This window comes from Actinomyces ruminis, assembly GCF_002154335.2.
Taxonomy (GTDB): Bacteria; Actinomycetota; Actinomycetes; order Actinomycetales; family Actinomycetaceae; genus Actinomyces; species Actinomyces ruminis.
In genome coordinates this window covers 1-17,398 of sequence record NZ_MTPX02000071.1, presented here as the reverse complement: position 1 = coordinate 17,398, position 17,398 = coordinate 1, and the positions used below count along the sequence as shown (strand labels likewise).

17 protein-coding genes and 2 pseudogenes are annotated in these 17,398 nt (G+C 69.2%); 13 read left to right on the top strand and 6 right to left on the bottom strand.

The window, feature by feature from the left end:
* Positions 1-49: 49 nt before the first annotated feature.
* Positions 50-1,813, top strand: coding sequence for a M3 family metallopeptidase (locus BW737_RS13115; protein WP_257210840.1), 1,764 nt, complete (start codon positions 50-52; stop codon positions 1,811-1,813).
* A gap of 54 nt (positions 1,814-1,867) precedes the next feature.
* A complete protein-coding gene (locus tag BW737_RS13110; protein ID WP_086615893.1) occupies positions 1,868-2,191 on the top strand; it encodes a DNA primase in 324 nt (107 codons plus the stop codon).
* On the opposite strand, the gene BW737_RS13105 is transcribed toward BW737_RS13110, so the two are convergent.
* The 4 genes from BW737_RS13105 to BW737_RS13090 form a co-directional block, all read right to left on the bottom strand.
* A complete protein-coding gene (locus BW737_RS13105; protein ID WP_086615894.1) occupies positions 2,192-3,169 on the bottom strand; it encodes an aldo/keto reductase in 978 nt (325 codons plus the stop codon). It lies immediately after the preceding gene.
* 106 nt (positions 3,170-3,275) lie between these two features.
* Positions 3,276-3,497: a sulfurtransferase TusA family protein gene (locus BW737_RS13100; RefSeq protein ID WP_086615895.1), complete on the bottom strand. Its 222-nt coding sequence runs from the start codon at positions 3,495-3,497 to the stop codon at positions 3,276-3,278.
* A 52-nt stretch (positions 3,498-3,549) separates the two neighbouring features.
* Complete coding sequence (locus BW737_RS13095) at positions 3,550-4,656, bottom strand: YeeE/YedE family protein (RefSeq protein ID WP_257210839.1); 1,107 nt, start codon at positions 4,654-4,656, stop codon at positions 3,550-3,552.
* A gap of 443 nt (positions 4,657-5,099) precedes the next feature.
* Positions 5,100-5,882, bottom strand: coding sequence for a RecB family exonuclease (locus tag BW737_RS13090; RefSeq protein ID WP_257210838.1), 783 nt, complete (start codon positions 5,880-5,882; stop codon positions 5,100-5,102).
* A 321-nt stretch (positions 5,883-6,203) separates the two neighbouring features.
* On the opposite strand from BW737_RS13090, the gene BW737_RS13085 reads away from it, so the two are divergent.
* The 8 genes from BW737_RS13085 (at position 6,204) to BW737_RS13060 (ending at position 12,979) form a co-directional block, all read left to right on the top strand.
* The gene (locus tag BW737_RS13085) at positions 6,204-7,697 is read left to right on the top strand and encodes a sugar ABC transporter ATP-binding protein (RefSeq protein WP_086615896.1); all 1,494 of its coding nucleotides are present in this window, start codon (positions 6,204-6,206) and stop codon (positions 7,695-7,697) included.
* A 4-nt stretch (positions 7,698-7,701) separates the two neighbouring features.
* Positions 7,702-8,661, top strand: coding sequence for an ABC transporter permease (locus tag BW737_RS13080; protein ID WP_086615897.1), 960 nt, complete (start codon positions 7,702-7,704; stop codon positions 8,659-8,661).
* Positions 8,662-8,695: 34 nt separating this feature from the next.
* Entirely contained in the window at positions 8,696-9,631 is a 936-nt protein-coding gene (locus BW737_RS13075; RefSeq protein WP_086615898.1) for a sugar ABC transporter substrate-binding protein, read from the top strand.
* 64 nt (positions 9,632-9,695) lie between these two features.
* Entirely contained in the window at positions 9,696-10,811 is a 1,116-nt protein-coding gene (locus BW737_RS13070) for a site-2 protease family protein (protein ID WP_086615899.1), read from the top strand.
* Positions 10,812-10,847: 36 nt separating this feature from the next.
* Positions 10,848-11,303, top strand: a complete 456-nt coding sequence (locus BW737_RS18840) for an MFS transporter (RefSeq protein ID WP_257210837.1) — start codon at positions 10,848-10,850, stop codon at positions 11,301-11,303.
* Complete coding sequence (locus BW737_RS18835; protein ID WP_257210836.1) at positions 11,264-11,599, top strand: MFS transporter; 336 nt, start codon at positions 11,264-11,266, stop codon at positions 11,597-11,599. Before BW737_RS18840 ends, BW737_RS18835 begins: the two co-directional genes overlap by 40 nt.
* Positions 11,515-12,072, top strand: a complete 558-nt coding sequence (locus BW737_RS18830; RefSeq protein ID WP_257210835.1) for an MFS transporter — start codon at positions 11,515-11,517, stop codon at positions 12,070-12,072. Before BW737_RS18835 ends, BW737_RS18830 begins: the two co-directional genes overlap by 85 nt.
* Positions 12,073-12,373: 301 nt before the next feature.
* Positions 12,374-12,979 carry a class I SAM-dependent methyltransferase gene (locus BW737_RS13060; RefSeq protein ID WP_338063935.1) on the top strand — a complete coding sequence of 202 codons (606 nt, stop codon included), beginning with the start codon at positions 12,374-12,376 and terminating at the stop codon, positions 12,977-12,979.
* 1 nt (position 12,980) lies between these two features.
* Here the strand turns inward: BW737_RS13060 and BW737_RS13055 are convergent, their stop codons facing one another.
* Together BW737_RS13055 and BW737_RS13050 are read right to left on the bottom strand one after the other, a co-directional pair.
* Entirely contained in the window at positions 12,981-13,454 is a 474-nt protein-coding gene (locus BW737_RS13055) for a DUF2992 family protein (RefSeq protein WP_180272223.1), read from the bottom strand.
* Positions 13,455-13,854: 400 nt separating this feature from the next.
* Positions 13,855-14,244 carry a hypothetical protein gene (locus tag BW737_RS13050; protein WP_086615901.1) on the bottom strand — a complete coding sequence of 130 codons (390 nt, stop codon included), beginning with the start codon at positions 14,242-14,244 and terminating at the stop codon, positions 13,855-13,857.
* 155 nt (positions 14,245-14,399) lie between these two features.
* On the opposite strand from BW737_RS13050, the pseudogene BW737_RS13045 reads away from it, so the two are divergent.
* The 3 genes and pseudogenes from BW737_RS13045 to BW737_RS13035 all read left to right on the top strand — a co-directional run.
* Positions 14,400-15,466, top strand: a pseudogene (locus tag BW737_RS13045) (tRNA (adenine-N1)-methyltransferase).
* Positions 15,459-17,112, top strand: a pseudogene (arc, locus tag BW737_RS13040) (proteasome ATPase). The pseudogenes BW737_RS13045 and arc overlap by 8 nt, the downstream one beginning before the upstream one ends.
* Positions 17,109-17,398 (top strand): proteasome accessory factor PafA2 family protein (locus BW737_RS13035; RefSeq protein ID WP_180272222.1); only part of this gene is annotated, 290 nt, incomplete at its 3' end. The pseudogene arc and the gene BW737_RS13035, both read left to right, overlap by 4 nt.

Below are 17,398 nucleotides of genomic sequence, written 5' to 3'. Positions count from 1 at the left end.
CTGACCGTGCTCTACTGCCTGACCTCCGCCACCGACTCCCCGGAGCTGGATGCGCTCGAGGAGAACCTGCTCCCGACCTGGCCGCGCACGAGGACGCCTACAGCTCGATGCGCGCATCTACCGGCGTTTCAAGACCCTCGACGAGCAGGTGCGCGCCGCCGCCCAGGACACCCCCGCCCAGACCCCGGTGGATGCCGACGGGCAGGAGATCGACGCCGAGACCGCCCGCTACATCCGCCTGGCCGTGGAGGAGTTCGAGCGCGACGGCGTCGCCCTGACCGGAGCGGACGCGGACCGGCTGCGCGCCATCAATGCCCGCCTGACCACCCTTGCCACCCGTTTCGCCACGTTGACGACCAACGCCATGCACGCGGCCGACGTCGCCAACTTCACCGCCACCCCCGCGCTGGCCACCACCGCCGGCCACGCCGAGCGCATCGCCCTGCTGAACCGGTCGCTGGGCCGCGGCCTGTCCGGCGAGTATGACACCCGCGCCCTCGTGCTGGAGGAGGCCCGGCTGCGGGCCGAGCGCGCCCGCCTACTCGGCTATCCCCACCATGCCGCCGTCGTCGCCGCCGAGTCCGCCGCCCGCACCAGTCAGGCCGTTAGCGAGCTGCTCACCCGTCTGGTGCCCCCGGCCATGGCCAACGCCCGCCGCGACGCCGAAACCTACGCCGCCCGCATGGCCGCCGACCCGGCCACGCTGCCCGGCGAGAGTTTCGGCCCCGCTGACTGGCCCCGCTATGAGGAGGCCGAGCGGAAGGAGCGCTTCGGCGTCGACGACGCCACCCTCGCCCCCTATCTGGAGCTGAGCAACGTCGTCGAGCGGGGCGTCTTCTACGCCGCGGGCCGCCTGTACGGCATCAGCTTCCACGAGCGCCTAGACCTGGCCGCCCACATGTACGTCCCCGACGTGCGCGTGTGGGAGGTGCGCGACGGTCAGGGCGACGATGCGCCCCTGCTGGGCCTGTTCGTTGGCGACTACTACGCCCGTGAGGGCAAGCACGGCGGCGCCTGGATGGACTCCCTGGTGGAACAGAGCCACCTGACCGGCCGCAAACCGGTGGTCATCAACTGCCTGAACCTGACCAAGCCCGAATCCGGCCCCACCCTGCTGACCTGGGACAACGTCATCACCGCCTTCCACGAGTTCGGCCACGCCCTGCACGGCCTGTTCGCCTACACCCGCTGGCCCAGCGCATCGGGCACCAACGTGCCCCGCGACGTCGTCGAGTTCCCCTCTCAGGTCAACGAGAAGTGGGCCCTGCACCCGCAAGTCATCGCCTCCTACGCCCGCCACGTGGACACCGGCGCGCCCCTGCCGCCGCTCCTTGCCGAGCAGCTGCGCAGCCAGGGCGCCTTCGGGCAGGGCTACGCCACCACCGAGTACCTGGGTGCCGCCGTCCTGGACCAGGCCTGGCACACCCTGGAGCCGCAGGAGGTGCCCGACGACGTGACCGCGGTCGAGGCCTTCGAGCACGCCGCCCTGGCCGACGTCGGCATTGACGACTCCCTGGTTCCGCCCCGCTACCGCACCACCTACTTCGCCCACGTCTTCGGCGGTGGCTACGCGGCCGCCTACTACGCCTACATCTGGAGCGAGGTCATGGATGCCGACACCACCGAGTGGTTCCGCACCGACGGCGAGGGCGGTCGCGACGGTGATCTGGGCCTGAATCGCCAGGCCGGGGAGCGCTTCCGCCACGAGTTCCTCTCCCGTGGGGACTCCCGCGACCCGCTCGTCTCCTACCGCGCCTACCGCGGCCGCGACCCGCAAATCGAACCGCTGCTGCGGCGTCGCGGGCTGAACTAGATCGTGGCCTCGGCGGTAGACGCGGTCCACGGTTGAGCCGGTATCCTTGCCCACATGACGAATGACCCGCGGTCCGCGCTCAACCGACTCATCGCTGCCTTTGAGGCGCATCTGGACGCCGCCGCGACGGGTGATGAGAACTCCCCGGCCGTTGTTGCGGCGGAGGATGCCCTCCAGGACGCCTTCTTCACCTACGACGACGCCCTGTTCACCGCCTACGGCATCGAGTTGCCCTTCGACACCTTCGACTCCGACGAAGACGAGGATGACGAAGAGACGGAGGAGGACGAGGGCGACGACTACGACGACGAGGACGTGGACGAGGACGATTACGACGACTACGACGACACGGAGGTCGACGACGACTACGAGGGTTGATTAGAAGCGCTCGGGGTAGCCAACCTCGGGTGCCGTCACCTCGTTAAGGACGTGGCGGATCTGCACCGGCAGGTCCAGGTTCTCGGCGGTCAGAGCACCGCGCAGCTGTGCGGGGGTGCGCGCCCCGACGATGGTGGACGCCATCCCGGCAGCATCACGCGCCCATGCCAGGGCCACCTCCACGGGCTTGCGGTCCAGGCCGGTGGCGGCCGTCGCTACCGCCTCGACCACTCCGCGATAGGACTCGCCCAGGTAGGGGGCCACATATGAGCGAAGATGCGGGGAGGCGCCGCGGGAGTCCGGGGGAGTAGTGGCACGGTACTTGCCGGTCAGCACGCCGCGGCCCAGCGGGGCATAGCCGATCACGCCGAAGCCGAGGCCCGCCGACGCCGGCAACAGCTCCCGCTCGATGCCGCGTGCCAGTAGCGAATGCTCCACCTCCACCGCGGCCATACCCGGTCCGCCCGCCTCACGCAGCAGGTCCGCCAGGTGCACGCTCGCCCAGGCGGGGTGGTTCGACACCCCCACGTAGCGGGTGCGGCCCGTGGCGACTGCGATCCGCAGCGCGTCGGCGGTCTCCTCCAGCGGAGTGGTCGTGTCGGGTACCTGCACCAGCCACAGGTCCAGATGGTCGGTGCCCAGACGGGCCAGCGAATCGTCCAGCGTGTCCAGCAGGGTGCCGCGGGAGGCATCGGCCGCTGTCGAGCGCGCGCCGGTGCGCCAGGTGCGTACGCCCGCCTTGGAAACCAGCACGACGTCGTGCCGGTCCACCGCCCCGGCGAGCAGGCCGCCGATCACCTCCTCCGAGGCGCCCTCGCAGTAGGAGGCGGCCGTGTCCAGCAGGGTGCCGCCGGCGTCCAGGAAGATCTCCAACTGGTCCTTGGCTTCCAGCTCGTCGGTGTCCCGACCCCAAGTCATCGTGCCGAGCCCGACCGCCGAGACGCGCAATCCGGTGCGCCCGAGCCTCCTGTGTTCCATGGCCCAACCGTATGGCCAAGACGGCGTCTGGAACCGCAGGTCGGTGACGGCGCGCCCCGCCTCCCGCCCCGCAGATGTACGAGACGGGAGGCGGGGTACCGGACGGCTACTTGCGTACGGTGATGCTCCAGGAGGCCTCACCGGTCTTGGCGAACTCGGTGACGGTGTAGCCGTTGTCCGCGGCCCAGGCGGGCAGGGACTGGGTGCCCTGGGTGCAGTCGAAGGCGATGACGAGTTCGTCGCCGACCTCCAGCTCGGCCATGGCCTCCTCGGCCTCCATGACGGGGAACGGGCAGACCAGGCCCTCGGTTTCCAATACGGTGCGCATGTCGAGATCCTTTCGATGGGGTGGGATGGGTTGAGTGGGCGAGGTCAGCCAGTCACGAGCGTGCCCGCGGCCTTGGAGTCGCCCACGTGTTCCGGCACGAGTGAAGCCGCGGCCGCACGGGCGGCGCGGCGCCGGTTGCGGGGACGGATGAGGGTGACGTATGCGGCCGCGCCCACGCCGAGCACCTGGAACACGAGCGCGGTCCAGCCCTGCCAGGAGAGCAGGGAGGTCTGCACCAGGCATTGCCGATGGAGCAGCCGCCGGCCCAGGCCGCACCCACGCCCATGAGCAGGCCGCCGGCGATGGAGCGGCGGATGACGGTGGCGGAGGGGACGCGAACGCGGAACTCGCCCGCGGCACGGGCGCTGAGATGCGAGCCGAGGAGAATCCCGAGCACCAACAGCACGCCCCAGTCGAGACGCTCGTAATCGCCGGTCACCAGGAAGCCGACGAGGTTGGACGACGGCGTGGTGATCCCCAGGCCGTCATGGCGCCCGGTGGCCCAGGACGCCGGCCACGCGATAATGGCCACCAGCCCTACTAGCACGCCGGTGGCCAGTGGGTTCCAGGCGCGCTCGAACAACAGGTGGTTCAGTCCCGTGCGCTGAGGAGTCAACTGCAAGGACACGGGCTTTGCGGAGGCAAGACGGCGTTGCCGCCGCACGAGGAGGGCGACGGCTGCTACCAACACGAGCACGCCGATCCAGTCGGGCAGGCCGACAGTGGCCGGGAGTGTGGTGAGCTCGGTGGTCCACAGGCCCTTGACCCAGGTGGTCACCGGGGCGAGGACGCCGGTCTTGGAGGCCGCGGCCGTGCCTGCGTAGGCCACGAGCGCGAACCAGGAGCCCACCAGACCCTCGCCGGCGCGGTAATAGGTGCCGGTCGCGCAGCCTCCGGCCAGTACGATGCCGACGCCGAAGAGCAGGGAGCCGACCGCCGTCGCCACGACCGACAGCGTGGGTACTTCCGGGCTGATGGTGCCGGTGGCGGTGAGTATGACGACGCCGACGGCTTGCACGGCAATGGCCAGCAGGAAGGCGGTCATCCACCGCCAGGAGCCGGAGACCCAGAGATCTCGGAAGGCGCCAGTGATGCAGAAGCGGCCGCGTTGGAGCACAAGCCCGAGGACGCCGCCTACGAGTAGTCCGGTGAGAATCATGGAGGTCCTTCGTCCGACCGCCGCGCAGGGCGGTCATGGGTGTAGGACGCGGGTAGGCCGGCTGCTTCGGCGTGCTGGGGCCGTCGGCGACAGGCACAGCCCACCCGCGAATATCGGGTGGTGGGCCATGTCCTGACCAGGGATGCCTGCCGACGCATGCCGTAGCGCCGGAAGGCCGAGGGAAGAAGCAAGGGAAACGTACTCGGGTGCTGCTGCCTCACTGAGCCCTGGCCAGGTCGAGCATGCAGCAACACGCTCCGCGCTGTGCGCGAAGGTTGCGGGCTGCGATCTGGGAGCTCATGAGCATCGTCTTCCGTGCAGGGGATTGAGATTGACGGCGGCCGCTGACCGCGGTCGATGATCGTCGCCGAGATGCTAAGCGCGGCTGAAGGCTCAGTGCCAAAGGCGTATCACGTTGCGAGACTGCCCCGGCCTGGTCGGGCCTAGACCGCCGGTGCGCGCCTGGCGGTGAGCAGCCGCTCGACGCCGTCGGCGGGCAGTTCGGGAGTGGTCCCGCCGAACAGGGGGCACTGGGCCTGGTAGGCGCACCAGTCGCACAGCCGGGAGCGGCGCGGGGCGAACTCACCGGCGGCGGCGCAGTCCTCCACCTCATCCCAGATGCGCGCCAGCTTGGTCTCCGTGCTCTCCAGCTCGGGCAGGCGCGGATCATGGGTGAGTGTACGACCGTCCTTCAGGTAGACGATCTGCAGGCGTGCCGGCGCTTGCCCACGCAGGCGCCAGAGCACCAGGGCGTAGAAGCGCATCTGGAACAGCGCCTCCTCCTGGAAGCGCGGACTGGGGGAGCGACCGGTCTTGTAGTCGACCACCCGCATGGCGCCGTCGGGGGCCACGTCCAGCCGGTCCACGAAGCCGCGCAGCAGCAACCCGTCGCGCGTCTCGGTCTGCACGAACAGCTCCCGCTCGGCCGGCTCCAGCCGTGTGGGGTTCTCCAACTGAAAATAGGCGCCGATCAGGGTGCGCGCCTCCTCCAGCCAGGGGTCGACCTGGGCGGGCTCCGCGAACAGGTCCATGACCTCCGGATGCTTGTCCCGGTGAGCCGCCCACTGGCCGGGCAGCATGTCCAGGGCGGCCTCACGGGTGCGTTCGCGGGCCGGCAGGTCGTAGAGGCGCTCCAGGATCGCGTGTACGAGCGTGCCCTTGTGGGTGGCCAGGGAGCCCGGTTCCGGGAGGCGATCCACGGTGCGCAGGCGGAACAGCAGCGGCACTGCATGAAGTCCTTGGCCCGCGACGGCGACAGCGCCGTACGTCCCGTGCTGCGACGGCGGCCATTCCCTCCGGGACCCGTGGGGCGGGCGGTCGGGTCGGTGGAGGCGGGGCGGTTCGGATGCTCACTCACGTGGGTGAACCTACCGCCGTCCGGTGACATGAATGGGACTCGACCGGAGGGTTGTCCACAGCCCCACGTCATCCCATGGCGTCAGCCGCCCCTGTGGACAGCGAAGCCGACATCGATATGAATCTATTGACAGGACAAATTGTGGAACTTACGCTGTTTGTCACGGAATCGTCTACGCAAGGGAGCGGTCATGGGCGAGGTAGTGCTTGAGGCGCGTGGAGTCGACAAGTCCTTCGCGGGAATCAAGGTGCTCGACGACGTCTCCCTCGATGTACGCAGCGGCGAGGTACACGCGCTGATGGGGGAGAACGGGGCCGGAAAGTCCACGCTCATGCGGATCCTCATCGGGGTGCTGCGCGCTGACGCCGGGCAGATCCTCATTGACAGCCGCCCCGTGCGAATCGGCTCGCCACGCCAGGCGCTGGACCTCGGCATCGCGATGATCCACCAGGAGCTCAACCCGGTGGCCGACATGCGCGTGTACGAGAACATCTTCATCGGTCGCGAACCACGCGGTCGTCTGGGGCTTGCCGACCTGGGGCGCATGCGCCGACAGGCGGTCGCGCTACTGGAAACCATGGACGTCGAGCTACCGGTTGACGCCTATATGCGCGATCTGTCCGTCGCTCAGTGCCAGCAGGTGGAGATCGCTAAGGCGCTGTCCGTGGACGCTCGCATTGTCATCATGGACGAACCCACCTCGGCGATTACCGATGACGACGCGGAGAACCTGTTCACGCAGATACAGCGGTTGCGCCAGGCCGGCGTGGGCATCATCTACATCTCCCACAAAATGGAGGAGATCTTCCGCATCGCGGACCGGATCACGGTGCTACGGGACGGCCAGCACGTGGTCACCGGAGAGGCCGCCGACTTCGACGAGCCCATGCTGATCAAGTCGATGGTGGGACGCAGCATCGACGACGTGTTCCCCAAGCGGGAGGTGCCGCTGGGGGAGCCCGCATTCGAGGTACGTCATTGGAGCGTGCCGAACCGCGTCCACGATGTCAGCCTGACACTGCACCGCGGAGAGATCCTCGGCATCGGCGGGCTCGTGGGTGCGGGCAGATCCGAGCTGGTGGAATCGCTGTTCGGATTCGGTCCGCGCTCCGGTGGCACGGTGCTGCGCGACGGCGTCGAGGTGCACCTGCGCAGACCGGCGGACGCCATTGGTAGTGGGATCGCCCTGATCACCGAGGACCGCAAGCGCACCGGGCTCAACCTCAAGGGAAGTGTGCTGGAGAACATGACGCTGCCGTCTTTGAGCAGGTTGTTCTCCGGCGGTCTGATCGCGCCTCGGCGGGAGCGGCGAACCGTCACCCATTACATGCAGTCGCTCCGGGTGAAGGCGACTTCACCGAACCAGTATGTGGCCGAACTGTCCGGCGGCAACCAGCAGAAGGTCGTGCTGGCCAAGTGGATGCTGACCGAGCCAGACGTGGTCGTCTTCGACGAGCCGACGCGTGGGATCGACGTCGGGGCCAAGCGCGACATCTATGAGCTCATCGGGGATCTGGTCGAGCAGGGCAAGGCCGTCATCCTCATCTCCTCGGAGATGGGGGAGCTGATCGGGCTCAGCGATCGAATCATGGTTCTGGCGGAGGGCAGCTGCACCGGCACGCTGGAACGCTCCGAATTCTCCCAGGAGGCGATCATGGAGCTCGCCTCGCGATTCGAAGGATGAAACGATGAACGCAATCTCACGGAGAGCACGCGGATGGTCGGTCGGTGACGCGGGCATCCTGCTGGTGTTCCTCGCCCTGGTATTCGCCTTGTGGCTGGTATCTCCTGAGCACCACTTCCTCAGCGTCAACAACGTGCTGCTGATCCTCGTCCAGACCACGATCAACGGCATCCTCGCCATGGGCATGATGTTCGTCATCATCTCCGGGGAGATCGACTTGTCAGTGGGCTCAACCATCGGGCTGGCGGGTGTAGTGGCAGCCATGCTGGCCCACCCCGGCGAGTATCCAGTCATAGTGCCGATCCTTGCCGCCCTACTGGTGGGTGCGCTGGTGGGCCTGCTCAACGGTGTGGGCGTCGCCTACGGCGCAATTCCGTCGTTCATAGTCACGCTGGGAACAATGACCGCAGTGCGCGGGCTGGCGCTGATCGTGTCCGGCGGCGCCCCGATCTTCAACGTCTCCGAGACCTTCGAGGCCGTTGCCAGTGCAAGGATCGGGCGCTTCCCCGTGATGGCGATCTACCTCGTGGTCATCTTCGCCGTCTGCGCCTTCGTGCTACGCCGGACGGTGTACGGCCGCCGGGTGTATGCCGTGGGCGGCAACCCCGTAGCGGCCGAGGTCTCCGGGGTGAACGTCAGGCGTTCGAAGGTGTCGGTCTTCGTCATCGCCGGCCTGTTGGCGGGTTTCTGCGGCGTGCTGCTTGCGTCTCGCACCATCAGCGGCGCCCCTACCGCCGGCGAGTCCTACGAGTTGGACGCGATCGCTGCGGTGGTGATTGGCGGAGTGTCCATGTCCGGTGGGCGCGGCCGGGCGGTCGGCGTCCTGATTGGTGCGCTGATGATCGCCGTCATCGCCAACGGTCTTGACATCCTGGGTATCGACGCGAACTTCCAGCGAGTCGTCAAGGGCGCCATTATCGTGCTCGCGGTGCTCTTGGATGTGAAGGCGCGGCAGCGGAGCTGACTTTCTGGGGACGAATTCGGATGGGGGAAGAATCATGAGGCGCACAGTTGCGATAATCAGCGCGTTGGTATTGGCCGCGGCCATGGTTTCTGCGTGCACGCTGGGCGGATCCGACGGACGGACACGGATCGCGTTGATGATGAGCCACATGACTAACTCATTCACCACGACACTGGCGGGTGCCGCCGTCGCCGAAGGAGACGAACTCGGCGTCCACGTCACCGTGTTCGACGGGAACAGCGACGCTGCCACACAGATCAGCCAGATCGAGTCCGCCGTCGCCCAGGGCTACGACGGCATCCTGGTAGAGCCCGTTTCCAAGGAGGGAATCGCCCCGGGCCTCAAGGCGGCCAATGAGGCGGAGATTCCGATCGCGACCATTGTGCAGCAGGCCGAGCAGCAGGATCGGGCCGCCGCCTATATCGGTGGAGATGACACTGCGGCTGGCAGGCTGCAGATGGAGAAGGTCGTAGAGGCAATCGGTGAGGAGGGATCCATCGCCGTCCTGTACGGCCCCATGGGATCGGATGGGCAGTTGCAGCGCAAGGCCGGCTATGACGCGGTACTAGCGGAGCACCCGGGGGTAAACATCGTTTTGGAGCAGACCGCCAATTGGGACACCGCCCAGGCGCTCACTGTCACCGAGAACTGGCTGTCTACCGGAACCCATATCGATGCGATCGTGGCGCAGAACGACTCGATGGCGTTGGGCGCACTCAAGGCACTGACCAATGCCGGCGAACAGGACGACGTGCACGTATCCGGCGTGGACGCCACGGACGACGGCGTCGCCTCCATCCGCAACGGCGGCATGGCGGGCACGGTCTCCCAGGACACGGCCGGCATCGGCCGCCTCGCCATCGACACCATGGACAAGCTCATCAAGGGCGATGCGGTAGAGGCCGTCAACTACACCGAGGCTGTGTGGATCACGGCAGACAACGTGGACACCCTGGAATCCGACGGGTGAACGTCACCCCAGGAGGACACTGCACGCGCCGTGTCCGCACAGCACGTGCCGTTAGGGTCGGGGCATGACCGCATCTGCTGCCCGACGCCGTTCGGACTCCTGGACGCTGTTCACACTCGGTGGTGCGCCCGTGGTGATCGCCCCCACCTCGCTGCTGTTGGGCCTGCTCATCGCCGGCAGCTGGTACCCGGTGGTGTCCTCCGCGCTGGCCGGATATGGGGTCGCCACCGTGTTCGGCGCGGTCGCCGCCACGGTCTTGGGCGTAGGGGTGAGCGTCCTGCTGCATGAGCTCGCCCACGGCGCGGTGGGCACGGTGCTGGGCCGTCGGCCGGTGCGCTATGAGCTGTACTTGTGGGGCGGACGCACCACTTTCGGCCCGTCGGCCCGGTGGCGCCCCTGGAAGGACGCACTCACCTCCCTGGCCGGGCCGGCCACGAACCTGGCGCTGTGGGCCGTCGGGCACGGCCTGCTGGACCGGGCCGACTCCCCGCCCACCTACGTGGCGGCGTGGGCCCTGACCTGGGTCAACCTTGCCCTGGCCGTCTTCAACGCCCTGCCGGGTCTGCCGCTGGATGGCGGGCATGCGTTGGCCGCACTGGTCGAGCAGCTGACCGGCCGGCGCGTTCTAGGCCAGCGGGTTGCGGCGGTCGGCGGACTGGCCGTGGTGGTTGGCATCGTCTGGCGTTGGATTCTGGCGCCGCTGCTGGCGGGAACTCGGCCCGACTCCTTCAGCCTGATCCTGGCCGTCATGGTCGCCTGGCCCATCGCCATGACCTCCTGGCGGGTGCTCGGACTGGGCCGAGGCGCCCGCGCCGCCGCCCGCCTCGATCTGCGTACCTTGACCCGTCCAGTCGCCGTCGTCCCCGCTGACACGTCTCTGGCTACCGCGCGCGAGCAGCTCGACGCCGGGGCCGGGCTGGTGCTCGTGACCGACGGCGCGCGGATTCTGGGCACGCTTGACGGTGCCGCGCTGGCCGAGCTGGAGCGTTCCGGCCTGCCCGACGCCGCCGCGGTCGCGGTAAGCCAGGTATGCACTGTGCTGCCGGCGGCCGCCGTCACCACCCAGGCCACCGGGCAACCGGCCGCTGACGCCCTGGCGCGGGCGCGTACGGTCTCCCGTTGGTTGGTCCTGGTAGAAAACGGGTATGTCAGCGGCGCCGTCCCCACCGGGGCCCGCTGAGAACACAGCCCAGGATTCCCAGAGCGAGGAGAACCGTTGCGTCCGAACCGGTCACAGCCTGCGGCAGTCACCGCCGGCCTAGTCATCGCGCTGGCGGTGCAGAATGCCGTCCCGCCCTTCGCAACCGATATGTACTCCCCGGCCTTCCCCCGCATCACGGTGGACCTGGGAACCAGCTCGACCGCCGTCGGACTGACCCTGACCGCCTTCTTCATAGGCATGGCGCTGGGACAAGTGGTCGGCGGGACGGCCTCGGATCGCTACGGACGACGGCGCCCCATGCTCCTGGGCGGCGCGGTGTGCACACTCGGCGCGGTGGTGTGCGCCTTAGCCCCCGGTATCGGGGTGCTGCTGGTGGGGCGGCTGCTGCAGGGATTCGGCGGCGGCACCGCCGCGTGGTGGGACGCGCGGTGCTCGTCGACGTCGCCCACGGATCACGCCTGGCCTCCACCATGTCGATCCTCATGGCGGTCGGCGCCCTGGCGCCCATGATCGCGCCGGTGGCCGGCGGCGCCGTACTGACCGTAGCCTCGTGGCGCGTCGTCTTCTGGTGCCTGGTCGGCTTCGGGATATTCATGACCACCATGGCTGCTGTCTTCGTGCCCGAAACCCTGCCCGAACAGCGACGCCTGCACGGCAACGGAATGCGGCGCTTTCTCGCCGGCGCCGGTGAGCTCGTGCGCCACCGCCGCTACCTGGCTACATGCTCACCTCCGCCTTCTCCGGGTTCGCCATGTTCGCCTACATCTCCTCCTCATCCTTCGTGCTGCAGGAGATCAAGGGGCTGAGCGCGTTTACGTTCTCGGTGTTCTTCGCCGCCACGGCGGGCAGCCAGATGCTGTTGAGTCTCCTGAACGCCCGCCTGGTGCGGCACGCCAGCATCCGTCGCCTGATCGGCCTGGGGCTGACCATCTCCGCCGTGGGCATCAGCACCGTCGCGGTGAGTGTGCTGCTGCTCGATGTTGCGCTCGTGCCGCTGTGCGCCGGATTCCTACTGGTGATGTCTGCGCAGGCCTTCATCTTCGGCAACTCCAGCGCCCTGGCCCTGGGGGAGGCGCCGCACGTCGCCGGCGTGGCCAGCGCACTGCTGGGCGTCGCGCAGGCGGCCGCGAACGGCACCTCAGCGCCATTGGCCTCCTCCGGCGGCGGGCAGAGCGCGGTGCCGATGGTCGCCGTGATGCTGGTGGGCATCGTCGGCGCCTGGTGCGCCTACCTGCTGGTCGGACGCATCGGCGACGAGCGCCGTCTGCTGGCGGACTGAATGACGCCCGGGCCGGTTCCCGATGGCACAGGATGTGGAACACTGGCGCCATGAGTGCAGCCGACCCCACAGATCATGCCGAGTACTTTGCCGACAACCGCGCCAACTGGGACGATCGCGCCGTGCTGCATGAGGCCAGCGGCTACGGCATCGCAGAGCTGCTCGCCTCCCCGACCGCCATCACCGCGGAAATAGCCCCGGACCGGCACCGCCTGGGCGACCTGAGCGGCATGGACGTCGTCCACCTCCAATGCCACCTCGGCCTGGACACGGTGAGCCTGGTCCGGTTGGGCGCCACCGGGTGGTGGGGCTGGACCTGTCGGGCGAGTCGCTGCGCCGTGCCCGGTCCATCGCCGGGAGAGCCGGCGCCGACATCGAGTTCGTACAGGCAAACGTCTACGACGCCCGGCGGGCGCTGGCGGGGGACTTCGACCTCGTCTACACCTCCCTGGGGGTGCTGTGCTGGTTGCCCGACGTGAGGGCATGGGCACGCGTGGTCGCCTCACTGCTGCGACCGGCCGGCCGCCTGGTACTGCGTGACGACCACCCGGTCCTGCAGGCAGTGGGGGATGACACCACTCATGGTCTGACGCTTCACGAGCCGTACTTCCAGCGCACTGATCCCATGACCTGGGAGGACGAGGGCTCCTACATCGAGGCCGTCGACGGTGCCCCCGCCGTCACTCACCCGGTTAGCCACCAGTGGAACCACGGCGTCGGCGAGATCCTCACCGCCCTGCTCGATGCCGGCCTGGTGCTTGACGAGGTGACCGAGACCCGCTACTCCGCCTGGTGCCGCTGGCCCGAGCTCATGGAGCGCTGCCCGCAGGGCTACCGCTTCAGCGATCCGGCGCTGCGCGACCGGCTGCCGCTGCAGCTAGCCGTCGTCGCCCACCGGCCGAGCTGACTCAGCGACCCCGGTGGCGTTGTTTGGCCCGGCGACGGCGCTGCTCGTATCGCTCCTGCTCGCGGCGACGCCGGTCGGCGGCCGATGCCCGGGAGCGCGCGGCACCCTGTTCCTCGCGTGCCCGCGCCAGTGCCTCCTGCGACGCTGTCGACGGCGCGTGCCGGGCCGCCTGCTGGGCCGCCTCGCGGGCGGCGCGCTTGGGATTGACGCGCCGCGTCCCGTTCCGGGAGGCGGCCTCGACTCCGGGCCCGGCCAGGGCCGCATCGATCAGCTCGCTGCCGTGCGCGAGCAGCCAGGCGTACAGCTCGGCGTCGCTGGGCAGGGCGCCGAGCACCTGGCGGGTGGCGTAGAGGCGGCCGCCGGTGGCGATGGTCAGGACCAGTACCAGAACTGGCCGTCGAAGTAGACGGCGGTCTCCGCTGACGTGTGATGGGCGGGTTGGGACATGAGGACTCCTACGGGTGCGAATACGCACCCGGTGCAACTGGAGTCCTTGGCCCCGCGGCGGCTGGGCACGTGCCCGAATCGTCGCAGGACCGCGGTGACGAGCGCCTGATTGTGCGGGCCCCGTGGGGGAGCGGCGCCATCCGGACTTCCTCCGGACCGTGCAATTCGTGCAACCGGGTCGGCGCCCACGCTGGTGGGCACCCATGACAGTCTAGATGATGAAGTGAGGTCCGGGTACGGGGTGACCGGAAATGTCCGAATCGGGGGGTAAACGCCGTCGACGCTCGTCGGCGTAGCTGCAGCGCTCGCACGATTCCAACGCTTCGTTCGCTGACCTTGCTGCCGACGGCCCCGCTTGTCCCGAACCTGGACAGTTTAGGTGCTACTCGCCGGAGCGCGGCACAGGTCCGGTACGGTGGCGGCTGAGCCTATCCCAGTATGTCGATGGCAAGCGCGTTCATTAGGTCTTGGCCGGTTCTGACGTACCTGACATGCTCAGTGAATCCGGGCGGCAGATGTTCTCTTTGACTCTCGTTGGTGATGCAGGTAGGGCAACCCGGAGGAAAAATGACCCAGTCGGCCGCCCGTGCGGCCGCTACCAGCAGGTCGCAGGTGCGATCACCTTCGAAATGATTGAACATCATGGAGTCCTCGCTCAGATAGACGTCCGCCCCACCGTCGCGCGTTCTTATGAACAGGAAATGGAATTTGGGCTCGTCTCGCTCAATGAAGGGCTGAAGTACTGCCCGGGCGGCGGCGCCTCCGCCCGGGCGCGAACCGCCCTCGTGGATTCCGACAGCGAAGACATCGTAAGACATAACGGATTATAACCGCTGTCAAGAGGGTTGACTGCCGCCGGGGCCGACATACTGCAGCGGTTCCGCCCGCGCGGTCCGCATACGTCGCCGACCGCACTGACCGCGTCAACGACACGTAACGCCACTGCCTCCGGGGCTCACTAGACTCGGGCCCGATGAGCGAGCAGACCACTCCCGCCGTGCAGCCGCGCGTAGCCACTCAGCAGGTGCTGGGGCAGGCCGGACGCCGCGGCCCCTTCCGCTACGGCGAACGCGTGCAGGTCACCGACTCCAAGGGCCGCAAGCACACCTTCGTGCTCGACCCCGGTGGCTTCTTCCAGTCCCAGCGGGGCAGCTTCTACCACCGCGATGTGGTCGGCCGCGACGAGGGCACGGTTATCACCACCGAATCCGGGCACGAGCTGCTGCTGCTGCGACCCCTGCTGGCCGACTACGTGCTGTCCATGCCGCGCGGCGCCCAGGTCGTCTACCCCAAGGACGCCGGCCAGGTGGTCGCCTTCGCCGACATCTTCCCCGGGGCTCGCGTGCTGGAGGCCGGCGTCGGCTCCGGCGCCCTGACCATGAGCCTGCTGTCCGCAATCGGGGAGGAGGGCCACCTGCTGTCCGTCGAGCGGCGCCAGGACTTCGCCGCAATCGCCGCCTCCAACGTCGACTCCTGGTTCGGCCGCCACCATCCCGCGTGGGAGCTGCGCACCGGCGACTTCGCCGACGTCGTGGCCGCACACGTCGCCGACGCAGCGTGGACCGCGTGGTGCTGGACATGCTCGCCCCCTGGGAGAACATCACCGCCGCCGCCCGCGCCCTGGTGCCCGGGGGCGTCTTCCTCGCCTACGTGGCCACCGTCCCGCAGCTGTCGCGCACCGTGGAGGCGCTGCGCCAGTCCGGGCGCTTCACCGAGCCGGAGTCCTGGGAGTCGGCGGTACGCGGTTGGCACGTGGACGGGCTGGCGGTGCGCCCCGACCACCGCATGGTCGCCCACACCGGCTTCCTGGTCTCCGCCCGCCGCCTCGCCGCCGACTCCGCCCCGCTGACCCGTAAGCGCCCGCCGGCCCGCGGAGCCTACGACGACGCCGGCTACTGGACCATCGAGGACGTGGGGGAGCGCACCAGCACCGACCGCAAGGTCCGCCGCGTGCTGCGCGACTGCCGGGCCAAACAGCCCGAGGACGCCACCCCGGTCCAGCCGGGCCTGCCCGGCCCGCAGGAGCAGGAATATGAGTGAGCCCCAGCCCTTGGGCATGCCGGCGCGCGACTTCACCAGCCACCAGCTGCGTGAGGCCCGGGCCGAGGCCGTCAGCCTCTCGGCCAAGAACGAGCGCCTCACCCAGGCGCTTACGGCCGCTCGCGAGCGCATCGCCGAACTCGGCGCCCAGCTCGACGCCGTCACCCGCCCACCCGTCACCCTGGGACTGCTCACCGGCCTGCCCGGCCCCGCCGAGGCCGACGTCTCCCTGGGCGGCCGCCATCTGCGACTGGGACTGCACCCCGAGCTGGATGCCGCCGAGCTGCGGGTGGGACAGCGCGTGGCCGTCAACGACCAGATGCTGGTGGTCGACGCCCTGCCCGCGCCCGACACCGGGGAGGCGGTCACCCTGGACGAGGTGCTGGCCGATGCCGCCGCTGACGCCAATGCCGAGGCCACGGCTGCGCCCGCCGCACGCGCCCTGGTCACCACCGGCTCCGGTGCCACCCGGGTGGTGCGCGTGGCCGGGCACCTCGATGCCGACCTGCTGCGTCCCGGCGACACCCTGGCCGCCGACCTGCGTGCCGACCTGGTGACCGCCCGCATCGCCCGCACCAGTGTCCAGCAGCTGGTGGTCGCCGAGACCCCGGACGTGTCCTGGGACGACATCGGCGGCCTGGGCCCGCAGATCCAGCAGATCCGGGACTCCCTCGAACTGCCCTTCGCCCACCCCGACCTGTACCGCAGCTACGGGCTGCAGGCCCCCAAGGGCATGCTCCTGTACGGCCCGCCCGGCTGCGGCAAGACCCTGATCGCCAAGGCCGTGGCCACCTCCCTGGCCCGCTCCACGGGCGCCGGCGCGCGCGACGCCGCCTTCCTGAACATCAAGGGGCCGGAGCTGCTGAGCAAGTTCGTCGGTGAGACCGAGCGACAGATCCGCGCCATCTTCGACCAGGCCCGCAAGGTCGCCGCCGAGGACCGGCCGGTGGTCATCTTCTTCGACGAGATGGAGGCCCTGTTCCGCACCCGCGGCAGCGGTGTCTCCTCCGACGTGGAGACCATGATCGTCCCGCAGGTGCTAACCGAGATAGACGGCGTGGAGTCGCTCAACAACGTGGTCATCATCGGCGCTCCAACCGGGAGGACATGATCGACCCGGCGATCCTGCGGCCCGGCCGTTTCGACGTCAAGATCCGCATCGACCGTCCCGACGCCGAAGGTGCTGCGGAGGTCCTCGGCAAGCACCTGCGCTCCGACCTGCCCCTGGACCCGACGGAACTGGCGGCGGCCGGAGGCGACCGGGAGGCCGCCGCCACGGCCATGCGGCGCGCAGCCGTCGCCGACCTGTACGCCCGCACCCCCGACAAGGCCGTCCTGGAGGTCATCTACGCCTCCGGCGAGCGCGAGACGCTGCACCTGGCCGACTTCGTCTCCGGCGCCATGCTGGCCGCATCGTGGCCCGTGCCAAGACCGCCGCCATCAAGGACGAGCTCGCCGGCGGGGACGGCGGCCTGTCCACTCGCCGGCTGCTGGAGGCGGTCGCCGTCGAGGCCCGCCAGAACGAGGAGATCACCGCCGCCGGACCGGAGTCCGTAAGCCGCGTCGTCGGCCACCGCGGCGAGACGGTACGCGCGGTGCGCCGTCTGACGGACGCTGCCGCCACAAACCTACAGGAGAACGCATGAGCGAGTCCCCCCAGTCCACTCCGGTACGGCGTCCCGTTGGCCTGGAGACCGAGTTCGGGGTGCTGCAGCCGGGCAACCCCTACGCCAACGCGGTCGTCATGGCCAGCCGGATCGTCGCCGCCTACGGCGCCATTGCACGCCCCGACGCCGGCACCCGGGAGGCCGTCCGTTGGGACTACGAGGGTGAGGACCCGCTCGCGGACCTGCGCGGCGGCCGCCTGGAGCGCGCTGCCGCCCACCCCAGCCAGCTCACCGACGACCCCCGCCCCGGCCCGCCCCTCCCGGG

Coding starts and splice junctions, on each gene's coding strand:
- BW737_RS13115 (WP_257210840.1), top strand. CDS start 50: ATGCGCTCGAGGAGAACCTGCTCCCGACCTGGCCGCGCACGAGGACGC.
- BW737_RS13110 (WP_086615893.1), top strand. CDS start 1,868: ATGACGAATGACCCGCGGTCCGCGCTCAACCGACTCATCGCTGCCTTT.
- BW737_RS13105 (WP_086615894.1), bottom strand. CDS start 3,169: ATGGAACACAGGAGGCTCGGGCGCACCGGATTGCGCGTCTCGGCGGTC.
- BW737_RS13100 (WP_086615895.1), bottom strand. CDS start 3,497: ATGCGCACCGTATTGGAAACCGAGGGCCTGGTCTGCCCGTTCCCCGTC.
- BW737_RS13095 (WP_257210839.1), bottom strand. CDS start 4,656: ATGATTCTCACCGGACTACTCGTAGGCGGCGTCCTCGGGCTTGTGCTC.
- BW737_RS13085 (WP_086615896.1), top strand. CDS start 6,204: ATGGGCGAGGTAGTGCTTGAGGCGCGTGGAGTCGACAAGTCCTTCGCG.
- BW737_RS13080 (WP_086615897.1), top strand. CDS start 7,702: ATGAACGCAATCTCACGGAGAGCACGCGGATGGTCGGTCGGTGACGCG.
- BW737_RS13075 (WP_086615898.1), top strand. CDS start 8,696: ATGAGGCGCACAGTTGCGATAATCAGCGCGTTGGTATTGGCCGCGGCC.
- BW737_RS13070 (WP_086615899.1), top strand. CDS start 9,696: ATGACCGCATCTGCTGCCCGACGCCGTTCGGACTCCTGGACGCTGTTC.
- BW737_RS18835 (WP_257210836.1), top strand. CDS start 11,264: ATGTCGATCCTCATGGCGGTCGGCGCCCTGGCGCCCATGATCGCGCCG.
- BW737_RS18830 (WP_257210835.1), top strand. CDS start 11,515: ATGCTCACCTCCGCCTTCTCCGGGTTCGCCATGTTCGCCTACATCTCC.
- BW737_RS13050 (WP_086615901.1), bottom strand. CDS start 14,244: ATGTCTTACGATGTCTTCGCTGTCGGAATCCACGAGGGCGGTTCGCGC.